A 22243-nucleotide genomic window follows, 5' to 3' on the forward strand; every position below is an offset into this window, starting at 1 on the left:
GTCTCTACAGCGCTTCGGCGCCGGAAATAATTTCAATCAGCTCGTTGGTGATCACGGCCTGACGCGAGCGGTTGAACTGGATCGTCAGCTTGTCGATCATCTCGCCCGCGTTGCGTGTCGCGTTGTCCATTGCGGACATCCGTGCACCCTGTTCCGAGGCCCCGTTTTCGAGCAGAGCCGAGAAGATCGCGGTCGCAACCCCCTTGGGGAGCAGGTCGGCCAGAATGGCCTCTTCGCTGGGCTCGTAATCGAAGATGGCACCGCTGTCGTCACCCTTCGCTTCGTCCTCGAACGAGGCGGGGATGATCTGCTGTGCCGTTGGGATCTGGGTCACAACGTTGACGAACTTCGAATAGAAGATCGTGGCAACGTCGAACTCACCCCCGTCGAAACGGGAAAGGACGTCCTTGGCGATGTCTTGCGCGTTGGTGTACCCCAGACGCTTGACCTCGCTCAGATCGACATGGCCCACGAACAGATCGCCGAGATCACGCTTGAGCGCGTCGCGGCCTTTCTTGCCGACGGTCAGAACTTTGACCGTCTTGCCTTTGAGGCGCAGCTCTTCCGCTTTGACACGGGCCAGCTTGGCAATATTCGAGTTGAAGCCGCCACACAGGCCGCGTTCAGCTGTCATGACAACCAGCAGATGGACATCATCGCTGCCCGTACCCCGGAGCAGCTTGGGGGCGCTGTCGCTGCCCCCGACCGATGCCGACAGCCCCGCCATCACGGCATTGAACCGCTCGGCATAGGGTCGCGAGGCTTCGGCTGATTCCTGGGCGCGGCGCAGTTTTGCAGCCGCGACCATCTGCATGGCCTTGGTGATCTTGCGGGTCGATTTGACCGACTCGATCCTGTTTTTAAGATCCTTAAGATTTGGCATATGCCCGCCTCTCCCTTAAGCGAAGGTTGCGGCGTATTCGTCAATCGCAGCCTTGATCTTGTCGGAAGCGTCGCCCTTGATCTTGGGATCTTCGTCGGTGATCCACTGAAGCAGGTCGGCGTGCTTGCCGCGCAGATGCGCCAGCAGGCCAGCCTCGTAGCGGCCAACATCGGATACGTTGATCTTGTCGAGGTAACCGTTGGTACCGGCGAAGATGACGCAGACGATTTCAGCGTTGGTCAGCGGCGAATACTGCGGCTGCTTCATCAGTTCGGTCAGACGGGCACCACGGTTCAGCAGCTGCTGGGTCGCGGCGTCAAGATCGGAACCAAACTGCGCAAACGCAGCCATCTCGCGATACTGCGCCAGTTCCAGTTTAACCGGACCGGCAACCGACTTCATCGAGTTGGTCTGAGCAGACGAGCCCACACGCGAAACCGACAGACCGGTGTTCACGGCAGGACGGATACCCTGATAGAACAGCTCGGTTTCCAGAAAGATCTGACCGTCGGTGATCGAGATCACGTTGGTCGGAATAAACGCGGAAACGTCACCACCCTGAGTTTCGATCACCGGCAGAGCGGTCAGCGAACCGGCGCCGAAATCTTCGTTCAGCTTCGCCGAACGCTCCAGCAGGCGGGAGTGGAGGTAGAAAACGTCACCAGGATAGGCTTCACGGCCGGGCGGACGACGCAGCAACAGCGACATCTGACGATAAGACACAGCCTGTTTCGACAGGTCATCATAGATGATCAGCGCGTGGCGGCCGTTGTCACGGAAGAATTCGGCCATCGCGGTTGCGGCATAGGGTGCCAGAAACTGCATCGGTGCCGGGTCGGACGCGGTTGCAGCCACAACGATCGAATAGTCAATCGCGCCGGATTCTTCCAGTTTCTTCACCAACTGGGCAACGGTCGAACGCTTCTGACCGATCGCGACGTAAACGCAGTACAGCTTCTTCGACTCGTCGTCGCCTGCTGCTTCGTTGTAGGTTTTCTGGTTCAGGATCGCGTCCAGAGCAACAGCAGTTTTACCGGTCTGACGGTCACCAATGATCAGTTCCCGCTGGCCACGGCCAATCGGGATCATCGCGTCAACCGATTTCAGGCCGGTTGCCATCGGCTCGTGCACCGATTTACGCGGGATGATGCCCGGCGCCTTAACGTCTGCAACGCCGCGCTCGGTCGATTCGATGGGACCTTTGCCGTCCAGCGGGTTGCCCAGACCGTCAACAACACGACCCAGCAGACCGTTACCAATCGGAACGTCCACGATTGAGTTCGTGCGCTTGACGGTGTCACCTTCTTTGATGTCACGGTCGGACCCGAAGATAACGACACCAACGTTGTCGCTTTCCAGGTTCAGCGCCATGCCCATGATGCCGCCGGGGAATTCGACCATTTCACCCGCTTGCACGTTGTCCAGGCCGTATACACGGGCAATCCCGTCACCGACGCTCAGCACGCGGCCGATCTCGGCCACTTCGGCTTCCTGACCAAAATTCTTGATCTGGTCCTTCAGGATTGCAGAAATCTCTGCAGCTTGGATTCCCATTTATCCGACCTCTTTCATTGCATTCTGTAGGGAGTTGAGCTTCGAACGGATCGAGCTGTCGATCATCTTCGAGCCCACTTTAACGACAAGACCGCCGATGAGGCTTTCATCCACGGTCGCATTGATTGTCACGGTTTTGCCCACACGCTCGGACAGCGTCTTGGACAGTTTATCCATCTGAGTTTTTGTCAGCGCCTTGGCCGATGCGACATCCGCTGTCACTTCGCCGCGCTGATCCGCCAGCATGTCGCGCAGAACTTGCACCAGCTGCGGCACAACGAACAGGCGGCGTTTCTGTGCCATCAAAGCCAACGTGTTGCGCAGGATGGCATGCAGGCCCATCTTGTCAGCAATTGCAGTGATCGCGCCTTCCTGTTCAACGCGGGAAACCAACGGCGAGGCGATCAGGTCGCGCAACTCGATGCTGTCGCCCAGTGCTGCTGTCAAATCATTGATGCCGGATTCCAGACCTGCAAGGTCATTATTCTCTTTTGCGATCTCAAAAATCGCTGTGGCATAGCGCTCGGCAATGCCTGTGGAAATCGAAGCTGGTTCGGACACGTCCACCCTTCCGATACTTTGGGCCCCGAATTCGCGTGCGGCAGCTACCCCGGGGGCGTGAAGAAACCCCGTCCATAAAGGGCGGGGATCAAAATCACCGGGGATGTAACAGAGGTGAACCAACCAAGCAATACGCTATAGCGGTAACAGATTTATCCACAAATCATTACTTTTCAACTACTTACACCAAGTGCGACGGTTTGAACACATCGACCCAGTTGAAAAATGTTACGAATATGCAGGTTTTTGCGATTCCTGTGACTTTTTTCCCGCGATTTTATCGCATGGTAATGCCCGTGATTGTCATGCGGGCTTCAACAAACCATCCAGCGCCTTGATCGGTTTTTTGACAGCATCCTTGGTGATGTTGCCGCTGGGCGGACGGATACGTTTGCTGACTTCGACCATCAGCACACCGCCTGCCATCACGGTCGGCATTCGCTGGCCGGTCTTTTCAATCAGGCTGCCGGATTTCAGCCAAAACCGGCGAAAAGACGGCGGCATGTACAAAGCCGAGCAATGTGCCTCGGGCAGGAAGTGATGCGCCTTGAGCTGGTTTTCCAGCTGAGTGGCGGAATAAGGGCGCCCAAATCCAAACGGAGTTTTATCCGAACGCGACCAAAGGCCCGCGCGGTTGGGAACTATGAAAACGGCCCTGCCGCCGGGTCCAAGAACACGCCAGCATTCATCCAGCAACTGGTTTGGCCGCTCAGACGTTTCCAGCCCGTGCATCACCACCAGCTTGTCCACATGGCCGGTCTCAATCGGCCAGAGCGTCTCTTCGGTCAGGACCGAGACATTGGGCATACCAGCGGGCCATGGCATCACGCCCTGCGGGCCGGGCATCAGCCCGAGCACCCTGCGTGCATCGGCCAGATAGGGGCGCAGCAATGGCACGGCAAAACCGAACCCGGCGACTGTCTGACCTTTGGCTTCGGGCCAAAGCTCGGTCAGGCGACCACGAATAGCCGCCTGCGCCGCACGCCCCAGGGTGCTGCGGTAGTAGAAATTCCTCAGATCCTGCACATCAAGATGCATTGCGGACATCCGGTCAATCGGCTTAGCTGGGCGCAGTCTAGCAATGAAAGGGCAAAAGGCCATGCCTCTTGAAATCGTTACAATCCCATGCCTCAGCGACAATTACGCCTTTCTGGCTCATGATGCCGTCAATGGCCAGACCGCCCTGATCGATGCGCCCGAAGCCACACCGGTTCTAAATGTGCTTGATGATCGGGGATGGACGCTGTCACACGTGCTGTTGACCCATCATCATTGGGATCACGTAGACGGATTGGCGAAAATCCTGGCCGAACACCCGGCAAAGGTCATCGGTGCCGCCGCTGACGCGCATCGCCTGCCACCGCTGGACCAGCAGGTTACCGAAGGCGAAAGTTTCGACATCGGCGGCGAACCAGTTCAGGTGCTGGACGTTTCCGGGCACACGGACGGCCATATCGCCTTCTATATGCCGCAAAGCGCGGCCGTGTTTACAGCTGACAGCCTGATGGCGCTTGGCTGTGGGCGCCTGTTTGAGGGCACACCGGCGCAAATGTGGGTGTCTTTGAACAAACTTGCCGCTCTGCCGGACAACACACTGGTCTGTTCGGGCCATGAATACACACAATCCAACGCCAAATTTGCGATTACAGTCGATCCTGACAACCAGGCCCTGAAAGATCGTGTGGCTGATATCGACCGTGCACGCGCCGCTGGTAAGGCAACCGTTCCTTCGACTCTGGCCCTTGAAAAGGCCACAAACCCGTTTCTGAGGGCTGCTGATCCGGCGATTCAGGCGCATCTTGGTATGGTTGGAGCCGACCCCGAGGTCGTTTTTGCAGAGATTCGGGGTAGAAAAGACCGGTTTTGATGCCTATTTGCCCCTCTTCACGGCCACGGTCACAACAAATGTGACTGTCAAGAGCAAGAAAACCCTTGAAGCCGGGGCACGATCAACCAAACTCTAATAGTATGAGGACATGGTTGGGATGGGGTTCCGGCCGAAAGCTCGCCCCCTTCTGACCCAATACAGAGGAGCACCCGCGTGCCTTCATTCTCGAGCACATTGGAACAAGCCATCCACGCGGCCCTTGCGGCTGCCAATGAACGGCGACATGAATTTGCAACGCTGGAGCATCTGCTACTGGCGCTTCTGGAAGAGCCTGACGCGATCCGGGTCATGAAAGCCTGCAGCGTCGATCTGGACGAACTTCGCAACACTCTGGTCGAATTCATCGACGAAGATCTTTCGAATCTGGTCACGGATATCGACGGATCCGAAGCCGTTCCAACGGCCGCGTTCCAGCGCGTCATTCAGCGTGCCGCGATCCACGTACAAAGCTCGGGCCGGACCGAAGTGACCGGCGCCAATGTACTGGTCGCCATTTTCGCTGAACGCGAAAGCAATGCCGCCTACTTCCTGCAGGAACAGGATATGACCCGTTACGACGCGGTCAATTTCATCGCGCATGGCGTGGCCAAAGACCCCGCTTATGGCGAAAGCCGCTCGGTATCCGGCGCGGATCACGTAGAAGAAGACGCCCAGACCACGTCTGGCGAGACCGAACAGAAAGAAAGCGCGCTTGGGAAATACTGCGTCGATCTGAACGCGAAATCCCGCGCTGGCGATGTCGACCCGCTGATTGGCCGCTCGGATGAGGTGGAGCGCTGCATTCAGGTGCTGTGCCGCCGCCGCAAGAATAACCCACTGCTGGTGGGGGATCCCGGCGTTGGTAAAACCGCCATCGCCGAAGGCCTGGCGCATAAGATCATCGGCGGAGAGGCCCCCGATGTGCTGGCCAACACCACGATCTATTCACTGGACATGGGCGCGCTGCTGGCCGGAACCCGCTATCGCGGTGATTTCGAAGAGCGTCTGAAGGCGGTCGTAACAGAGTTGGAGGATCACCCAGACGCGGTCCTGTTCATTGACGAAATTCACACCGTGATCGGTGCCGGTGCGACCTCAGGCGGGGCAATGGATGCCTCGAACCTGCTGAAGCCCGCGCTTCAGGGCGGCAAACTGCGCACTATGGGCTCGACGACGTACAAGGAATTCCGTCAGCACTTCGAAAAAGACCGCGCGCTGAGCCGCCGGTTCCAGAAGATCGACGTGAATGAACCTTCGGTCGAAGACAGTGTGAAAATCCTGCGCGGTCTGAAACCCTATTTTGAAGAACATCACGACATCAAATACACCGCTGATGCGATCAAGACCGCGGTGGAGCTGTCGGCCCGCTATATCAACGACCGCAAATTGCCCGACAAGGCCATCGACGTCATCGACGAGGCCGGCGCGGCGCAGCATCTGGTTGCGGAAAGCAAGCGGCGCAAGACCATCGGGGTCAAGGAAATCGAAGCGGTTGTCGCCAAGATCGCCCGCATTCCGCCCAAGAACGTCACCAAAGACGATGCCGAGCTGCTCAAAGACCTCGAAGCTTCGCTGAAACGCGTGGTGTTTGGTCAAGATCTGGCCATCGAGGCGCTGTCCAGCGCGATCAAATTGGCGCGTGCAGGTCTGCGTGAGCCTGAAAAACCCATCGGGAATTACCTGTTCGCCGGTCCGACCGGGGTCGGTAAGACCGAAGTTGCAAAACAGCTGGCGGATACGCTGGGCGTGGAACTGCTGCGTTTTGACATGTCTGAATACATGGAAAAACACGCGGTCAGTCGGTTGATCGGTGCACCTCCGGGCTATGTCGGGTTCGATCAGGGTGGTCTGCTGACCGACGGTGTCGACCAGCATCCACATTGCGTGCTGCTGCTGGACGAGATCGAAAAGGCGCACCCGGACGTGTTCAACATCCTGTTGCAGGTGATGGACCACGGCGAGCTGACGGATCACAACGGCCGTACCGTAAACTTCCGCAATGTGGTTCTGATCATGACCTCAAACGCGGGCGCGCAGGAACAGGCCAAAGCTGCCATCGGTTTCGGTCGCGACCGTCGCGAAGGCGAAGACACCGCCGCGATCGAGCGCATGTTTACCCCGGAATTCCGCAACCGTCTGGATGCCGTGATCTCGTTCGCACCGCTGCCGAAAGAGGTCATCCTGCAAGTGGTCGAAAAGTTCGTTCTGCAGCTTGAGGCGCAACTGCTGGATCGCGGTGTGACCATTGATCTGACGCCCAAAGCCGCCGAATGGCTGGCCGATAAAGGGTATGACGACAAGATGGGTGCGCGACCGCTGGGCCGTGTCATCCAAGAGCACATCAAGAAACCGCTGGCCGAGGAACTGCTTTTCGGCAAACTGGCCAAGGGTGGCGTGGTGCGGGTCTCGGTCAAGAAGGGCGAATTGGACCTGGAAATTCTCGGCCCGGATCAGCGGCGCATTCCAGGGGACAAGCCCCCGCTGTTGACTGCGGACTGAGTGCCGATGGACACCTAAAACAGAAAACCCGCCGATCAGGGCGGGTTTTTTATTTGCGGCGGCATCACCAGGACATGGCCGCTTTGCTATAATTACCGGATACGAGACTGGCGGTTTCGCACCGGGCAAAGCACCCGGAAAACCTGAAGCTGCCTGCGCCTTGCCGCATAATATTCGGTCAGGATGCAATAGGCATAACGCACCTCGTCACCGCGCCGACACAGAGCCGACAGGAGCGCGATACCCACATCGCGGAATTTGCGAAGCCACCCGGCTTCGGCAGGCACGAAATATTCGAAGTCAATGAACCGTATCTGACGCCCGTCCCAACACATGTCCCGTAAGGCAGGGCGTCCATGAGCGAAGCCCGCCGAATGCAGACGCGCCAGAGCATGTCTTGCCGCACGGCACGCTTTGAGTTTCTCGGCAGTCGTGACAAAATTGGTCCCGCAGAGTTTAGTCAAGCTGACACCGGCATCCTCAACAGCCATAAACCCGTCGTCTTCAGCTACGATTCTGGGAACAGGCATACCGTAATCCCATAAGAATCGATGAGACCACCGATCGCGGTCAAACGCCTGCTCGGGTTTTCGCTTTACCAGCCAGAGGTGGGGCGCGAAACGTTCGACCCGTTTCAGCCAGAACCGGTCCCCTCGCAGAGTCCGGCACAGTGTCACACGCTGATAGGGCGCACGCAGAGCCTTTTCGACCGCAATGCGTACATCTGTTGCCCTGTTGTTCCTCCGCAGCCCCGATCAACCTTTGATACGGATATAGGGCTGCGCCCATCCCGTTTCACCAGATGTACGCCAATAATCTGCGCAGAAAAAAGCAGCGTGGATGACAGATCAGAACACGGTTGATGTCGTCACCGCTCAGTCAGTTTCAGCTCGATCCGTCGGTTTTGCGCACGGGCCTCGGGCGTGTCAGCCGGATTGACCGGCTGGAACTCACCAAACCCGTTGGCCGCCAAACGGTTGGGCGGGATACCCAGCGCATCGACCATATAGCGCACAACTGACAGCGCCCGACCCTGGCTGAGTTCCCAGTTGTCGCGATACCGGCCTGAACCGGCCAGCGGGACGTTGTCGGTGTGGCCATCGACCCGGATCACCCAGTTCAGACCTGAAGGGATTTCAGCCGCCACACTACGCAGGATGTTGGCGACCTTGGCAACCTCTTGCCGCCCTTCTGCGGACAGCACGGCTGAACCCGTCGGGAACAGAACCTCGGACGAGAACACGAATCGGTCACCCTCAATCCGCACTCCGTCCTGATCGCCCAGAACATCCCGCAGTCGACCGAAGAATTCTGATCGATAGCGTTGCAGGTCTTCCGCCTGCGCCGTCAATTCCTGATTCTGACCGGCCAACGCCTCGGCCTCGGCCTCAAGGCGCAGACGTTCCGCTTCTTCCAGCAGGCGACGCCTGCGTTCTTCCGATGCAGCACGCGCCAGCGCGGCGTTCAAGTCCTGCCCCAAGGTTTGGATCTGCACCTCGGCGGTGGCATTGCGTTCTTCGAAATCGTCCAGCAATGCCTGCAACGACCCCAACTGTCCCCGCAGGGCGGCAATCTGCTGGTTCAGCAAGGCTGCTTCGCGCTGCGCCTCAACCGAGATTTCTTTCTCCTCCGAAAGCGTCGTTTCGGCGAGGGCCAACAGGGCTTGTCTCTGCTCAGCCAAAGTGCGTTGTTCATCAGCATCAGTCTGCGCCTGCGTCTGCGCTTGCAAGGCGGCTTCAAGCTGGGCTCGCAACTCGTCTGGGTTTACGTCACCGAATTGTCGCTCAAGCTCGGCCCGCGCGGCTTGCGCGGCGGCCAAAAGGGTCAATGTGCCTTCGGCCTCCTTGCGCTGCGCTTCTAAGGCCAGTGTCATGGCAGTCAGCTCGGCATCAGCGTCCTGCAAACGGTTGCGCAATGCCTCGGCAGCGGCGGCTTCGGCCAGTCGGGCGGCTTCTTCTTCGCTTAACTGCTGTTCCAGAGCCGTAATTTCAGCAGCCCGTTTCTCACCGCTTTGTTCCAGATCCGCCACCAGAGCTTCCAGCGCTTCACGGCGGGCGGCGGCCAGCCGGGCAGCCTCGGTCTGCGCATCGATTTCGTCACGGCTTTGCGCCAAGGCGAGGTTCAGTGCTTCTTGCTCGCTCAGCAGTTGCTCACGCTGTGTTTCAAGCGCCGTGATATCGCCCAGCGCCTGTTCCTGATCGGCCAGAAGGGCCGCAACCTGCGCTTCAAACTTTGTGATCCGCGTCTGTGCCTGATCCAGCGCGGCGTCCTGACGATCACGTTCGGTTGTCAGTGATGCGATCAGCGACTGAGCCTGGGCCAAATCGTCTTCGGCCCGCGACAGGGTTGTATTCAACGCCCCGAGACGCGCTTGCAACCGGCTGTTTTCACGCTCTTCCAAGCCCAGCGCGCCCGCTAGTGCTGCGATTTCGTCCGCCAGCGTGGTCAGCTCATCTTCCTGCCCCGAAATGGTTTCGCGCAGCACGAATTGAATCACCATGAAGATGGTCAGAACGAAGGTCAGTACCATCAGCAGCCCCGTCATCGCGTCCACGAATCCAGGCCAGACTGAGCCCTGAAACCGTTGACCGGTGCGGCGGGACAGCGCCATGGGTTACTCTCCTTCCGGCGTGGTGCGCACTGCGCCGCGCGGCAGGGTCAGAGCCTTGACCAGCAGTTCGATATCCTTGCGGAATTCGTTCATGCTTTCTTGTCGACCAGCCGATATCTCTTCGAGAATACGCAGCAGCTGCACGTCCATCGAGCGTAGGCGCATCCGGCTTTCGGCGTCTATGCCTTCACCTGAACCATGATCGCGCATGTGATCCAGCAATGCGTCCTGCCCAAGAGCCACTCGCTCCAAAGCCGAGGTGACAGTTTCGGTACTGGCCTGACGATTGTTCATCTCACCAATCACATCGACCAATTGTCCGAGTTTGGCCGAAACTTCTGCCCGCTCACTTTCCTGAGTCGAAAACAGATTCTGCAACGCATCCATCTGTTCTGACATGGCGTCGAGAACAGGCGTGAGCACAGCGATTTCGGCACCGCCGTCTTCACCGCCCGCAAAACCGACGCGGGTGATCGAGGACAACCATTCTTCGAGCTCGCGATAAAAACGATTTTGACCGTGCCCCGCAAAAACTTCCAGCAGACCAACGATCAGCGATCCGGCCAAACCCAGTAATGACGAGCCAAATGCAACCCCCATCCCTTGCAGCTGCGCCTCGAGCCCGGTCATCAGGCGGTTGAAAACCGCCAGTCCTTCCTCACCTTCCTGCGGGTTCAGGCTGCGGATGGTATCGACGATGGCGGGTACGGTTGTTGCCAGACCAAAGAAGGTGCCCAGCAGACCCAGATAGATCAGCACGTTGGTGATATAACGGGTAATTTCCCGCTCTTCCTCGACCCGCTCGGCCACGGAATCCAGAATGGAACGGGTTGAGGTAGAACTGATCTGTGACCGCGCCCCTCGTTCGCGCAGCAATGAAGCCAAGGGCGCAAGCAATTGCGGAGTGCGGGCATCTTCGCGAACAACGCCACCGACAAAGGCCTCGATCCAGCGCACAGACCCGATCAGCTGCAAGACCTGGTAGAAACAAGCCAACACGCCGATAAAAAATACCAGCAGGATGAAGCCATTCAGATACGGATTGGCAAAGAAAACCGGCAAGACATAAGGCAGCGCCAGAAACACCCCCAGCCCGGACAGGCCGATCGCCATCAACATCAACAAGATTTGTCGAGTTGGATGCGAGAATTGGGGTCTCGCGCCCTGATGTGCCTGCGCCATGCGCGTGGTTCCCGGTTATTGCCTGCTCTGCGTCGAATCTAGCGAAATTACGCTCGTGACGCCAAGAGTTTATGCGGTGATACTGCGGACCCGTTGCGCCAACCACTCAAGATCGTGATCACGCAGTCCGATCTCGGCCAGATGCTCGGCGGTGTTGTACAGGTATTCGTCATTCGGACCGCGCCCGCCAACCGCATGGGCGATGATCTGGGCCTGATCCTCCAACGGCATCCCGCCGCAATACTGGACGTGGTCCGCATCGATCACATAGGTCACGGCGTTTACGATTTCGCCGTTTTCCAGATGCACATCCAGCATGCGTTCAACATAAGCCGATGAAATCAGCTCGCGCTCGCGCAGCTCGTGCAGGGTACGGTCTTCATGGCCTGCCTCGACGGCAAGGGCCAAACCGGTGCAGTTTGCGTTCACCTGTTCATCCAGCGCCAGCACCAGTCCCGGTTTTTCTTCGGTCCCGCGGTGGTGGATCGAACTCATGCAGAAGGACCGGGCATAGCCGTGCAACGTCGCGCGTTCGCTGCGCATCACCGGAAAGCCCGGATTCCACAGCAGCGATCCATATCCGAAAACCCACATCGTCATTGCACTGGTCCTTGCCTGTTTGGGCCTATAAACATCAATTCCGAGGCAGGAAAAAGGGCCATTTCAGATGCGTCTGTTACGAGTATTGATTTTTGTTACCCTGGCATGGAGCGCATATTGGTTCGTGGCCGGCTATGGCCTGCGCACCGCGATCACCAGTTGGTTCGACCAACAGGAGGCACGAGGCTGGCAAGCGGATTTCTCGGATGTCGCGACGGCAGGATATCCAACCCATCACCTGACCCGCCTGAACAATCCGGCGCTGGCCGATCCGGTGAACGGCACAGCGTGGAGCGCGGACTGGATCGAATTCAAAAGCCCCGCCATCTGGCCCGGTCGCCAGGTGTTGCGGTTCTCCGATACGCCGCAACGCCTGTCGTATTTCGACCAGACATCGATAATTGTGGCAGATGAACTGCTTGCAGAATTACAGTTGCAACCCGGTGTCTCACTCGTGCTCGAGAAAATGGCGCTGACAGCCGGGATCTGGTCGGTGACGGAAAACACCACCGCCTTGGCTTCCGGAGACACGCTGAGCCTGATCATGGAACAGGCGTCACAGCCCGAAGCCTATGCCATCACTGCCCGCGCGGATGGGTTCACGCCAGGGGAGAAACTGCGGGCACTGATGCACTCGGCTACCTCGTTGCCGCAAAGCTTTGAAACGCTGGAACTGGACATGGTCACCACTTTCGACAAGGTTTGGGACAGGTCCGCATTGGAAGACAGCCGACCGCAGCCCGTGGCCATCGACCTGCGTTTGGTCGAGATCAAATGGGGTGAGTTGCGCCTGTTCGCGACCGGCGATCTGGACGTGGACGCCCAAGGCATACCCGCCGGAGAGATCGCCGTGAAAGCCGAGAACTGGCGCGATATGATCGCCATGGCAAATGCGGCGGGCGCCCTGCCCGATCAGGCGGTCGACCCCGTCACCAGGGCGCTGAACTTTCTGGCCGGATTGGGTGGGAATCCAAACGCGCTGGACCTGCAGCTGAACTTTCGGGATGGATTTGTGGCGCTCGGTCCTCTGCCTCTAGGCCCTGCCCCGCGCCTGATCCTGCGTTAGCGGCAGTAGGGACCGCTGCGATAACGGGCCGTATCCAGGTGAAAATGGTCCTTGTGATAGCGATCCGAGTTTGGGCCCAGAACGGTGCCAAACGGGCCACAAGCCCCGCGCCAGATCTTCTTCAGCTGTTTCTGAGATGGGTTCTTGCGCCATCCGCTGAGGACGGTCACAACTTCGCCATCGGCCATCTTGAACCCCGAGATATCGATGGCTCGCCCCTTGCCATGCTCGGATATCCGCGCGCCCTTGCGGTTGTTGCGGGTCCGGCAGGCATAGTGCGCCGCCACCTGCAATTCGACCACGGGGCCGCGACGTTTGAAGGTGGGCTTGACCGTCTTGTCGACCCATTTGTTCAGCGCAATGGCGGTGCCGCAATCCATCGTTGATGGGCGGCTGAGCACCACTCCGGACACCGAGGTGATCTGCACCGCATCCTTTACGCCGCAGGCCGAGTTCTTGCTGCCGACTTTGCCAACAGGTTTGCCTTGAATAGCAATATCGCCGCAAACAGATCCTTTGCGCAGCTTGCGTCTTTTGAACAGCACCTGCTGTTCGACCGACTCAGGCCGCAAATAGGGCATGAGAGACGTGTCAGGTCCAAGAAGCGGCAGTTCCGACGGACGCGCAGCAGCGGCCGAAACTTGCGGTGAAACCGGACGCGAGACCGGACGCAGTTTGATAACATCAGAGACAACAGGCGTGTTTACAGCCTGCTGAGACAGCGAGGGGCGCGTGAGCGGCACAAGAGACTGGTCAAGAGGCGCGGCCTGAACTGTCACAGCGCCCAAAGCCACGACCCCGATCAGAATAAACCTCCAGCGCAAACTCATGAACTTGCCTTTCCCCGCCCGAAATCCGGTGCATCCGTGTCCTGCCCGGCATCGATAATGCCGCGACGAATAGCACGGGTCCGGGTGAAGTAGTCAAACAAATGCTCACCGTCGCCGGTGCGGATGGCGCGTTGCAGGGCAAACAGCTCTTCGGTGAACCGGCCAAGGATTTCCAACGTCGCGTCCTTGTTGGACAGAAACACATCGCGCCACATGGTCGGGTCCGAAGCTGCGATGCGGGTGAAATCCCGAAAACCGGCAGCCGAGTATTTGATGACCTCGCTATCGGTGACCCGGCGCAGATCATCCGCTACGCCGACCATCGTGTAGGCGATCAGGTGCGGTGCATGAGAGGTTACGGCCAGAACCAAGTCATGGTGATCTGCGTCCATCTCATCGACACTGGATCCCATTCCTTCCCACAACGCTCGCAGGCGGGCTACGGCGTCCGGGTCAGATCCTTCGACCGGCACCAACAGGCACCAGCGATTGTCGAACAGTTCGGCAAAACCCGATTCCGGTCCGGAATGCTCGGTCCCGGCCAAAGGGTGCGCGGGAATGAAATGGACACCTTCGGGGATATGCGGCTGAACCGCCTGAATGACGTGCCGCTTGACCGAGCCCACATCCGAAACGGTCGCGCCGGGCTTCAAAACCGCCGCGATATCTTCTGCAACTGCGCCCATAGCCCCCACAGGGACGCAAAGCACGACCAGATCAGCGCACTCTACAGCTTCACGCGCCGTATCGCACACGCGGTCACACAATCCGATCCTGCGCGCGGTATCCCTGGTCGCCTCAGACCGGGCATACCCCGTCACCTCTCCGGCCAGACCAGCGCGTTTGATCGCCCAGAACATGGACGAGGCAATCAGGCCCAGCCCGATCAGAGCAACGCGGTCGTAAATCTGGCTCATGCTACGCCCTCTTTGAATGCTGTGATCGCCGCAACGACACGGCGGCAGGCTTCTTCGTCGCCCACAGTGATCCGCAGGGCGTTCGGCAGGTTGTAGCCTGCAACCCGGCGGACAATCAAACCCTGCGTTTTCAGGTGGTCGTCGCAGGCTTCGGCCTCGGCCCTATCGGAAAAACGCGCAAGGACGAAATTGGTACAGGACGGGTCCGAGGGAACGCCGATCTTAGCCAACTCATCCGACAGCCACACACGCAGCCGTGCGTTTTCAGATTGGCAAAAGGACAGAAACTCAACATCGTTCACTGCGGCCTCTGCCGCGGTCAGAGCGGTCAGTGACAGGTTGAAGGGTTGGCGCACCCGGTTCAGAACGTCAATGATCGGTTGATGCGCATAGCCCCAGCCAACCCGCATGCCGCCCAACCCATACACTTTAGAGAAAGTGCGGGTCATGATCACATTCTCATGGGCGTCGACCAGCGACGCGCCGCCATCGAACCCGTCAACAAACTCAGCATAAGCGCCATCCAAAACCATCAGGCAGGTATCGGGAAGACCCAGCGCCAAGCGTTCCAGTTCGTCGTTCGAGATCATGGTCGAGGTCGGGTTGCCGGGGTTCGTGACAAATACGATCCGCGTCTGCCCCGTCACAGCGGCCAGAATGGCATCCACATCCACCTTGCGGTCAAGCTCGGCCACCATGACCGGCGTCGCGCCAGCCATGCGGGCAATGATCGGGTACATCGAAAACCCATGCTCGGTATAGATCACCTCATCCCCCGGCCCCGCATAGGCCTGCGCGATGAATTGCAGCACTTCATCGCTGCCGACACCGCAGATGATGCGCGCTGAGTCCAGCCCATGACGCGCGCCGATGGCCGCGCGCAGGTCCGCGTGATCCGTGCTGGGATAACGATGCAATGTGGCCGCGCTATTGCGCACAGCCTCAATTGCCTTGGGGCTTGGCCCGAAGGGGTTTTCGTTCGAACTCAGCTTGATCACATGCTCCACACCGGCCACATGCGACTGCCCGCCCTGATAGAGTGCGATGTCCATAATGCCGGGTTGTGGGGTGATCTTGGTCATGAGAGGCTCCGTTGACTGGGCCTCTCATACCTGTCTCAACGGGTTGAGAAAAGCAGCAATTCCATCATGCGGCTTTGAAGCGTGCGGTCGCCGGGTCGGCATTATAATACGGCGCGAACTCTTCTGTCCGATGAGACAGGTCATTGACGCTGTCGATGATGAACTGAACTGTTTCCTCGCTCATCAGATACGAAAAGTTCAGCCGTACCCAACCGGGCTTTTTCATCTCTTCCCCTGCCGACAAGGCTGCGTGCAGTTTTTCCGACGTCGCTCGATCGATGCCCAGCAAGCGATGCGCGTAAGGCCCCGCGCAGGCACAACCGCCTCGTGCCTGAATGCCGTAGATGTCGCTGAGCATCCGGGTGAACAGTTGCTGATGCACGGGCTGCCCGGAATTGTCCCGGACAAGGAAAGAATAGATCGGCAGACGATGCGGGTTCTCGACCCCAAGCAAGGTCAGGTTCGGGTTGTCCTTCCACCCGTTCAGAGCCATCTGATTGAATTGCGTCTCGCGCCGGGCGATTTCTTCCGTTCCGACGACATCCTTGACGATGAAGGTCAGCGCCGCACGAATGTCTCCGATCACGTTGGGTGTTCCCGCCTCTTCCCGTGTAGACAGATCAGCGCTGTAGTCGTGGCGCCAGGGTGAAACGAAACTGACTGTTCCGCCACCGGGCCAGCTGGGGCATTTCCGCTGCACTGCAGTCTGGTTCACAATCAAGACACCGGACGCGCCCGGACCACCAGGGAATTTATGTGGGGAAACCACGATAGCATCCTTGCGCGCATCTTCTGCTCCCATATCCATCGGCAGGTACGGCCCGCCCCCGGCGTAATCCCAAACTGCCAAAGCGCCATGCGCCTTGAGCAAACGGGTAACGGGATCGGGGTCGGTTATGATGCCGGTGACATTGGACGCCGCCGAAAACGATCCAATCAGCAGATCAGCATCGACATGCGCCTCCAGCGCGCCTTTCAGCGCTTGTAGATCGACACCTCCGCCGTCCCCTTCGGGGATTTCTACCACGCGCGCCTTGCTTTCCCGCCATGGCAGAATGTTTGAATGATGCTCGTACGGACCGATTAAAACAACCGGCTGGGCAGCCTCTGCCACCCCTAGCAGACTGACCAACCGGTTGAGCCCCGCCGTGGCACCGGACCCGGTGAAGATCACCGCGTCCTCTCCCCTCGCGCCAACAAGGCGGGCTATCTCTTCGCGCGCCTCACGGCGCAGACGTGTCATGTAAGATCCGCAATAGGAGGCCTCGGTGTGGCTGTTGGCGTAAAACGGCAACACATGTTGCGCGACAAAGTCTTCGACCTGCCGCAGCGCACGGCCCGAGGCGACGTAATCCGCGTAGACAAGCGGCACGTCCCTGTGCAAGCCCGGGATCAGAACATTCTCTCCGATCAGCCCATCGCGCAGATTGGAATTGTGAGTGGTGGAACGGAGTTCCGCACGAAATTTGGACAGGGTCATGTCATTGGCTCCTAACTGCCCTATCAATGTGATTTATTAACCATGCGGAAACTTCCCCTATCTTTGCGTAGATTTCAAAATTTTTGTGTCATATGATCAGGTATGGCATCAAAACTAGATCAAGTTGACACAAGTATTCTAAAAGAGCTTCAAAAGGATGCCACCTTGTCTCAGCGTGAACTGGCGGATCGTGTTGGCCTGTCACAAAATGCCTGCTGGCGACGCTTAAAAGCTTTGAACGAAAATGGCGTCCTGATTGGATCCACCGCTCGCATCGCGCGTGAGAAACTAGGGTTGAGCCTTGTCGTCTTTGTCATGCTGCGCACAAGACATCATTCCGCCGAATGGCTTCAGGCCTTTCGCAGACACGTTCTGACGATCCCCGAGGTTGTTGATTTTCATCGGGTCGGCGGAGATTACGACTATCAATTGAAAGTCGTAACACAGGATATGGCGTCATATGACAAGGTCTATCAACGACTGATTGAAAAGGTCGAGCTGGACAGCGTAACCTCGTATTTCGCAATGGAAGCGATCGCCGAGGGTAGACCGCTGCCAATCTGATCCGCACTTCATCTGGCCAAAAGTACCTCAGGGGAATCGCGGCCCGCCGAGATGGGGGCAGAGCCCCCCACCAACAAAAAAAGACCGCGCAAGTGCGCGGCCTTTCGGAATTCGATTTCGGCGAAGATTAGTTCTTCGCGTAGAATTCGACGACCAGGTTCGGCTCCATGACAACCGGGTAAGGCACATCGCTCAGGCCCGGTGCGCGCACGAACGTCGCGGTCATTTTCGAGTGATCGGTGTCGATGTAGTCAGGAACATCACGCTCGGCCAGAGCGGCAGCTTCCAGAACAACAGCCAGTTGTTTGGACTTGTCGCGGACCTCGATCACGTCGCCTTCCTTGACGCGGTAGGACGGGATGTTGACGCGCTTGCCGTTCACTTTGACGTGGCCGTGGTTCACGAACTGACGCGCTGCAAAGACGGTTGCAACGAATTTGGCGCGGTAAACGACGGCATCCAGGCGGCGTTCCAACAAACCGATCAGGTTTTCGCCGGTGTCGCCTGCAACACGTTCGGCTTCAGAGTAGATGCGGCGGAATTGCTTTTCAGTCAGATCGCCGTAGTAGCCTTTCAGCTTCTGTTTGGCGCGCAGCTGGATACCGAAATCGGACAGTTTGCCCTTGCGGCGCTGGCCGTGCTGGCCGGGGCCATATTCGCGACGGTTGACCGGGGATTTCGGACGCCCCCAGATGTTTTCGCCCATGCGGCGGTCGATTTTGTGCTTGGCAGACGTGCGTTTGGTCACGGCTGATCTCCTTCGTTAAAGTCGAAGCCCCTAAGGGCCACTATGAAGGGCGTTGTCCTCTTGAGGTTTCCCCCATGACAGGCATCCCCTTGCAGGGGCCACCAACACCAATGAAGCCGCGCTTATATCCGCAAAACCGGCAGAGTCAACACGGCATTCAGCATAGTTCAGAAAATCGATCCAGGTATGCGGACAGGTGATCGCGCCAACAGGAAACTGCCCAATAGCGACGTGTCACGCTGCGTTCAAGTCGGGAAAGAGATAACGGTCGCTCCGCGCTCTGCGACCGGTTTCTGGATCATCGCAAGCTCGGTCACTTCGAAAACCCAAAAATCCTCATCGCGCGGCGGGCAAGCGCCGTCGAACACGAGGGTCGGTGCGGCGTCTTTGCCATCGACAACAACGCTGGCTGAGAATTTCTGCGCACCGTTGGTAAGGGTAAGAGCACCGGTCACATGGCCGGATATCTCTCGGACAATCGGAAAGTGGTTGTTTACATGGGTTGCAACGCCTCGGGCGTTTCCCATTTGCTCGACGCTTTGCTCGGCAACAGCGCTCAGGACAACCGCCTGTCCGCGCCATGACCATGCTGCCCCGATCGCCAAACAGGAAAGAGGCGAATCCTCAAGCCCGTCAATTTCCGTCTGGCACCAAGAAATAGCTATTTGACCGTTTGTTCCGGCTCTCATCTGCCCACTCGCACTTACTAACACCCCAACATTCAATCTCTCACTTATCAGTACAAAATCCGGCGGAAAAGAGACAGAACTGCAGCAATCACAAGAATGTTGTTAATGTGACTCAGTGTTTCATGCCGTTTGTCGTGTTTCATGACCACCAATTGACGTCTGTGGCGCGTTTGACTGCGCAAAGGAAGACCCTTGGGTATGGGCCATGCAGGTTGGCCACACGGCGCCATTCCTGGTGGGGTTGACCCGCCTCCCACAGCTTGTCCTATAACCCGCCCAGCAGGTCGCTTGACGCGTACAGTTCCCAGGCCAGTTCGCCCGAAAAAGACAAGCGCGTGGCGATCAGAGGAATAGCCGCAACGGTGATCTCCTGTGCCTTGAGCCAGCCGAAATTTGGTATTGTCCAACGCGACGTTGGGTTGCACGGCCACTGCTGATTATCCGACAGCCAGTGATCGATGATCCCGGTGAATCCGTCCACCTTTGACCACCGGATCGGTGCTGAGCAGCAATAGCTGGGCGGAACCGAAAACGCCAAATCCTGCGAACGCAGTCCCGGAAAATGCCCGGGGGGGGCTCTCACTGGCTCATGCCCTCGAAACACGCCATGCGAACCTTGTAAAATCAATCCACGATGAGGATCGCCCCACCCTCCTTCCCTTAAAAGAAAGCGTATGGATGAACGGCTTTTGCACAGCCCGCAGCAGGTTAAATCAACCGCCATCGCGGCCGCTTTTTTCACCGTCGTTCTCACGTGGCCAAAGAACATCTTAGTGACAGGCACAGGTTCGTCGTTAAAATTGACTTATTTCCCGGGGTACCCGGACAAGTCGCATCTCACCCGGTTTCTTTACAGTTCAGACCGGCATAACCCCAACGGGTTGCTGCGAAAAATCGTGCTTGCGTCAGTCATACAAGCGCTGCCCGGTTGGTATTGCTCGACTGGCTGGTTAACCCATGGTGGTGTTTTGGTGTCGCAACCACAAGACGCGAGCCAATTTGTGATCCAAGGCCTTGATCATATATGGTTTACATTGGAACGTACCCGGGCCACCGCGCTACTGGCCAAACTCTTACCTTTGGGAAATACCGAATGACACTGAACCTTCCTGAGACGGGAACTTTCGTTGGGCGCATTTGGTTGCCTGATGTGCAAGGCCCTGCTGTAGTGGCAAGGCGAGGCGACCGTCTGGTTGACATTTCATCGCCAGAACAGCCCACCATGCAAGCTCTGCTGGAGCACGACAATCCGGCGATAGTGGCCCGCGACGCGCAAGGGACCGATATTGGGAGCCTGTCCGATATCGCTGAAAACTCGACCGAAACACCGGATCCCGCCAAACCTCGCTTTCTGGCGCCTTCAGATTTGCAACCGATCAAGGCCTGCGGCGTGACCTTTGTGTCATCAATGCTGGAACGCGTGATAGAGGAACAGGCCAAGGGCGATCCTGCCAAAGCCGACGCGATCCGTGCGCGATGCACCGAAATCCTGGGCGACAGCCTGCGTTCGGTTGTACCGGGATCGGACAAGGCCATGGCCCTCAAAGACGCGCTGATCGCCGAAGACATGTGGTCGCAATACCTTGAAGTTGGCATCGGCCCCGACGCCGAGGTCTTTACCAAATCGCAGGCCATGTCAGCTGTCGGGTTTGGGGCCAGTGTCGGTTTGCACCCGGTGTCCACCTGGAACAATCCCGAGCCTGAAATGGTTCTGGCGATTGACAGTACCGGTACGATCAAAGGCGCAACTCTGGGCAATGACGTCAATTTGCGCGATGTCGAAGGGCGTTCAGCGCTGTTGCTGGGCAAGGCAAAGGACAACAATGCCTCATGCGCACTTGGTCCGATGCTTCGGTTGTTCGATGAAAGCTTTGATCTTGATGACGTACGCCGCGCCGAGCTGACCCTGCGCGTGATCGGGGGAGATGGCTTTGTGCTGAACGGCACCAGTTCCATGTCCGAGATCAGCCGCGATCCCGAGAATCTTGTGGGTCAAGCCCAAGGTGCACATCATCAATATCCGGATGGTTTCTTCCTGATGCTCGGGACACTTTTCGCCCCGACTCAAGATCGCGACACCCCTGGCGAGGGGTTCACCCATAAGCTGGGCGATGTCGTGGAAATATGCAATCCCGAGCTTGGCACGCTTTCCAACACAGTCCGGTTGTCGACAGAATGTCCGCCCTGGGGCTTTGGAACCGGCGCATTGATGAAGAACCTCGTGTCGCGACATTTAATATAAGGGGCAAGAAATGGGCGCGGAGCGTCTGACAGCAGAAAGAGCTTTGTTGTGTGGGGGCGCCTAACCGTCTGTCGCAATGGTGTTCTCATCGCGTTACTGTTCACTTGCTGACAGACCTTTGGTAGAGCCTCTTTCCTAAGAGGGTGCCACTCCAACCAGTAGGCGACGATGCTGTTGAATGGCGAGGTCTCCGAGAGATGTTCATAGCGTCGTTTCAGCAGCGACCAAAATCCGAAATCGACCTCTGCCATCGCAAATCGAGGCAGCCGTCCATGCGATTGATCAATCTGACGATCTTATTGTGTCTCTGCCGACAAGCGCCGGAGTACCGCGCACAGCGGAGCTCAGCATATTACGTTGTCATGCCGCAGGACGACAGGTGGTTTCTGTCACACCTCTTCGTGCTTTCTTTGCCCAAACGGAAACCACGCTACAAATGACGTTCGGTCCACTTAGGATAACGATCATGGCGCGCCACCGCAGCGTCTGGGTCCGTGGGTTTGACGAAGACGCGATCTGCGAACGCGATATTGTGGTAGCAACACCCAAGAAGTTCGACTTCGTTCTGCGCAACGAACCCACGCACCTTCGCTTTCTTCCCCCTGCATCTGGGGTCACTGGGTGAAGGCGAGAATTCCCTTGGGTTACAGGATTAAGTGTTTGTTTTCTGAGGTTATATTTGGTTGCGGGAGTAGGATTTGAACCTCTGGTCCTGCGCGTTGCGCGTTCGTCAGGCGATCGATCCACTGGATCGATCTCTATTCTTCCTCACCCTTCAGGTTATGAGCCTGTCGAGGTGAAGACGTTAAGCAATTGATCCAGTGGATCAATTGTAGTCTGAACGGGCTGCTTTGGATTTTCTGACGCT

General features: G+C 57.9%; 22 protein-coding genes. 7 read left to right on the forward strand and 15 right to left on the reverse strand.

Annotated elements, in window-relative coordinates; genetic code table 11:
* Positions 1-4: 4 nt before the first annotated feature.
* The 4 genes from Q0816_RS16520 to Q0816_RS16535 all read right to left on the reverse strand — a co-directional run bounded on the left by Q0816_RS16520 (position 5) and on the right by Q0816_RS16535 (position 4036).
* Positions 5-883, reverse strand: coding sequence for a F0F1 ATP synthase subunit gamma (locus Q0816_RS16520; protein ID WP_298852553.1), 879 nt, complete (start codon positions 881-883; stop codon positions 5-7).
* A gap of 15 nt (positions 884-898) precedes the next feature.
* Positions 899-2437 carry a F0F1 ATP synthase subunit alpha gene (atpA, locus tag Q0816_RS16525; protein WP_298852555.1) on the reverse strand — a complete coding sequence of 513 codons (1539 nt, stop codon included), beginning with the start codon at positions 2435-2437 and terminating at the stop codon, positions 899-901.
* Entirely contained in the window at positions 2438-2998 is a 561-nt protein-coding gene (locus tag Q0816_RS16530) for a F0F1 ATP synthase subunit delta (RefSeq protein ID WP_298852557.1), read from the reverse strand.
* A gap of 303 nt (positions 2999-3301) precedes the next feature.
* Entirely contained in the window at positions 3302-4036 is a 735-nt protein-coding gene (locus Q0816_RS16535) for a class I SAM-dependent methyltransferase (protein ID WP_298852559.1), read from the reverse strand.
* A 61-nt stretch (positions 4037-4097) separates the two neighbouring features.
* On the opposite strand from Q0816_RS16535, the gene gloB reads away from it, so the two are divergent.
* Positions 4098-4865 (forward strand): hydroxyacylglutathione hydrolase, encoded by a 768-nt coding sequence (gloB, locus tag Q0816_RS16540; RefSeq protein ID WP_298852561.1) that lies wholly within the window; start codon positions 4098-4100, stop codon positions 4863-4865.
* Positions 4866-5039: 174 nt separating this feature from the next.
* Complete coding sequence (gene clpA / locus Q0816_RS16545) at positions 5040-7364, forward strand: ATP-dependent Clp protease ATP-binding subunit ClpA (RefSeq protein ID WP_298852563.1); 2325 nt, start codon at positions 5040-5042, stop codon at positions 7362-7364.
* A gap of 92 nt (positions 7365-7456) precedes the next feature.
* On the opposite strand, the gene Q0816_RS16550 is transcribed toward clpA, so the two are convergent.
* From Q0816_RS16550 to Q0816_RS16565, 4 genes are all read right to left on the reverse strand, one after another.
* On the reverse strand, positions 7457-7894 hold the full coding sequence (locus Q0816_RS16550; protein ID WP_298852565.1) for a hypothetical protein: 438 nt from the start codon (positions 7892-7894) through the stop codon (positions 7457-7459).
* Between the two features lie 338 nt (positions 7895-8232).
* Positions 8233-9975: a peptidoglycan -binding protein gene (locus tag Q0816_RS16555; protein WP_298852566.1), complete on the reverse strand. Its 1743-nt coding sequence runs from the start codon at positions 9973-9975 to the stop codon at positions 8233-8235.
* Positions 9976-9978: 3 nt separating this feature from the next.
* On the reverse strand, positions 9979-11157 hold the full coding sequence (locus Q0816_RS16560) for a biopolymer transporter ExbB (RefSeq protein WP_298852568.1): 1179 nt from the start codon (positions 11155-11157) through the stop codon (positions 9979-9981).
* Between the two features lie 69 nt (positions 11158-11226).
* Positions 11227-11757, reverse strand: coding sequence for a gamma-glutamylcyclotransferase (locus tag Q0816_RS16565; RefSeq protein WP_298852570.1), 531 nt, complete (start codon positions 11755-11757; stop codon positions 11227-11229).
* A gap of 67 nt (positions 11758-11824) precedes the next feature.
* Between Q0816_RS16565 and Q0816_RS16570 the strand changes: the two genes are divergently transcribed.
* Complete coding sequence (locus Q0816_RS16570) at positions 11825-12823, forward strand: DUF2125 domain-containing protein (RefSeq protein WP_298852573.1); 999 nt, start codon at positions 11825-11827, stop codon at positions 12821-12823.
* Here Q0816_RS16570 and Q0816_RS16575 read toward each other — a convergent pair.
* The 4 genes from Q0816_RS16575 to Q0816_RS16590 all read right to left on the reverse strand — a co-directional run bounded on the left by Q0816_RS16575 (position 12820) and on the right by Q0816_RS16590 (position 17132).
* Complete coding sequence (locus Q0816_RS16575) at positions 12820-13653, reverse strand: extensin family protein (protein ID WP_298852575.1); 834 nt, start codon at positions 13651-13653, stop codon at positions 12820-12822. The two genes, Q0816_RS16570 and Q0816_RS16575, sit on opposite strands and share 4 nt — an antisense overlap.
* Positions 13650-14570 carry a prephenate/arogenate dehydrogenase family protein gene (locus Q0816_RS16580; RefSeq protein ID WP_298852579.1) on the reverse strand — a complete coding sequence of 307 codons (921 nt, stop codon included), beginning with the start codon at positions 14568-14570 and terminating at the stop codon, positions 13650-13652. Before Q0816_RS16580 ends, Q0816_RS16575 begins: the two co-directional genes overlap by 4 nt.
* Positions 14567-15652 carry a histidinol-phosphate transaminase gene (hisC, locus tag Q0816_RS16585; RefSeq protein WP_298852581.1) on the reverse strand — a complete coding sequence of 362 codons (1086 nt, stop codon included), beginning with the start codon at positions 15650-15652 and terminating at the stop codon, positions 14567-14569. The genes Q0816_RS16580 and hisC overlap by 4 nt, the downstream gene beginning before the upstream one ends.
* A gap of 64 nt (positions 15653-15716) precedes the next feature.
* On the reverse strand, positions 15717-17132 hold the full coding sequence (locus tag Q0816_RS16590; protein ID WP_298852584.1) for an aminotransferase class V-fold PLP-dependent enzyme: 1416 nt from the start codon (positions 17130-17132) through the stop codon (positions 15717-15719).
* A 102-nt stretch (positions 17133-17234) separates the two neighbouring features.
* Between Q0816_RS16590 and Q0816_RS16595 the strand changes: the two genes are divergently transcribed.
* Positions 17235-17696 (forward strand): Lrp/AsnC family transcriptional regulator, encoded by a 462-nt coding sequence (locus Q0816_RS16595; RefSeq protein ID WP_298852587.1) that lies wholly within the window; start codon positions 17235-17237, stop codon positions 17694-17696.
* 127 nt (positions 17697-17823) lie between these two features.
* On the opposite strand, the gene rpsD is transcribed toward Q0816_RS16595, so the two are convergent.
* The 3 genes from rpsD to Q0816_RS16610 form a co-directional block, all read right to left on the reverse strand.
* Positions 17824-18444, reverse strand: a complete 621-nt coding sequence (gene rpsD / locus Q0816_RS16600; protein WP_298852588.1) for a 30S ribosomal protein S4 — start codon at positions 18442-18444, stop codon at positions 17824-17826.
* Positions 18445-18689: 245 nt separating this feature from the next.
* Positions 18690-19133 (reverse strand): hypothetical protein, encoded by a 444-nt coding sequence (locus Q0816_RS16605; protein ID WP_298852590.1) that lies wholly within the window; start codon positions 19131-19133, stop codon positions 18690-18692.
* Positions 19134-19398: 265 nt separating this feature from the next.
* On the reverse strand, positions 19399-19716 hold the full coding sequence (locus tag Q0816_RS16610; RefSeq protein ID WP_298852592.1) for a hypothetical protein: 318 nt from the start codon (positions 19714-19716) through the stop codon (positions 19399-19401).
* Between the two features lie 91 nt (positions 19717-19807).
* Between Q0816_RS16610 and Q0816_RS16615 the strand changes: the two genes are divergently transcribed.
* The 3 genes from Q0816_RS16615 to Q0816_RS26080 all read left to right on the forward strand — a co-directional run bounded on the left by Q0816_RS16615 (position 19808) and on the right by Q0816_RS26080 (position 22000).
* Positions 19808-20230, forward strand: coding sequence for a hypothetical protein (locus Q0816_RS16615; protein WP_298852593.1), 423 nt, complete (start codon positions 19808-19810; stop codon positions 20228-20230).
* Complete coding sequence (locus Q0816_RS16620; RefSeq protein WP_298852595.1) at positions 20227-21375, forward strand: fumarylacetoacetate hydrolase family protein; 1149 nt, start codon at positions 20227-20229, stop codon at positions 21373-21375. The genes Q0816_RS16615 and Q0816_RS16620 overlap by 4 nt, the downstream gene beginning before the upstream one ends.
* A gap of 178 nt (positions 21376-21553) precedes the next feature.
* Positions 21554-22000 carry a DEAD/DEAH box helicase gene (locus Q0816_RS26080; RefSeq protein ID WP_367180515.1) on the forward strand — a complete coding sequence of 149 codons (447 nt, stop codon included), beginning with the start codon at positions 21554-21556 and terminating at the stop codon, positions 21998-22000.
* The last annotated feature ends 243 nt before the right edge of the window (positions 22001-22243 follow it).

This window comes from uncultured Ruegeria sp. (genome assembly GCF_947497005.1).
Lineage (GTDB): Bacteria > Pseudomonadota > Alphaproteobacteria > Rhodobacterales > Rhodobacteraceae > Ruegeria.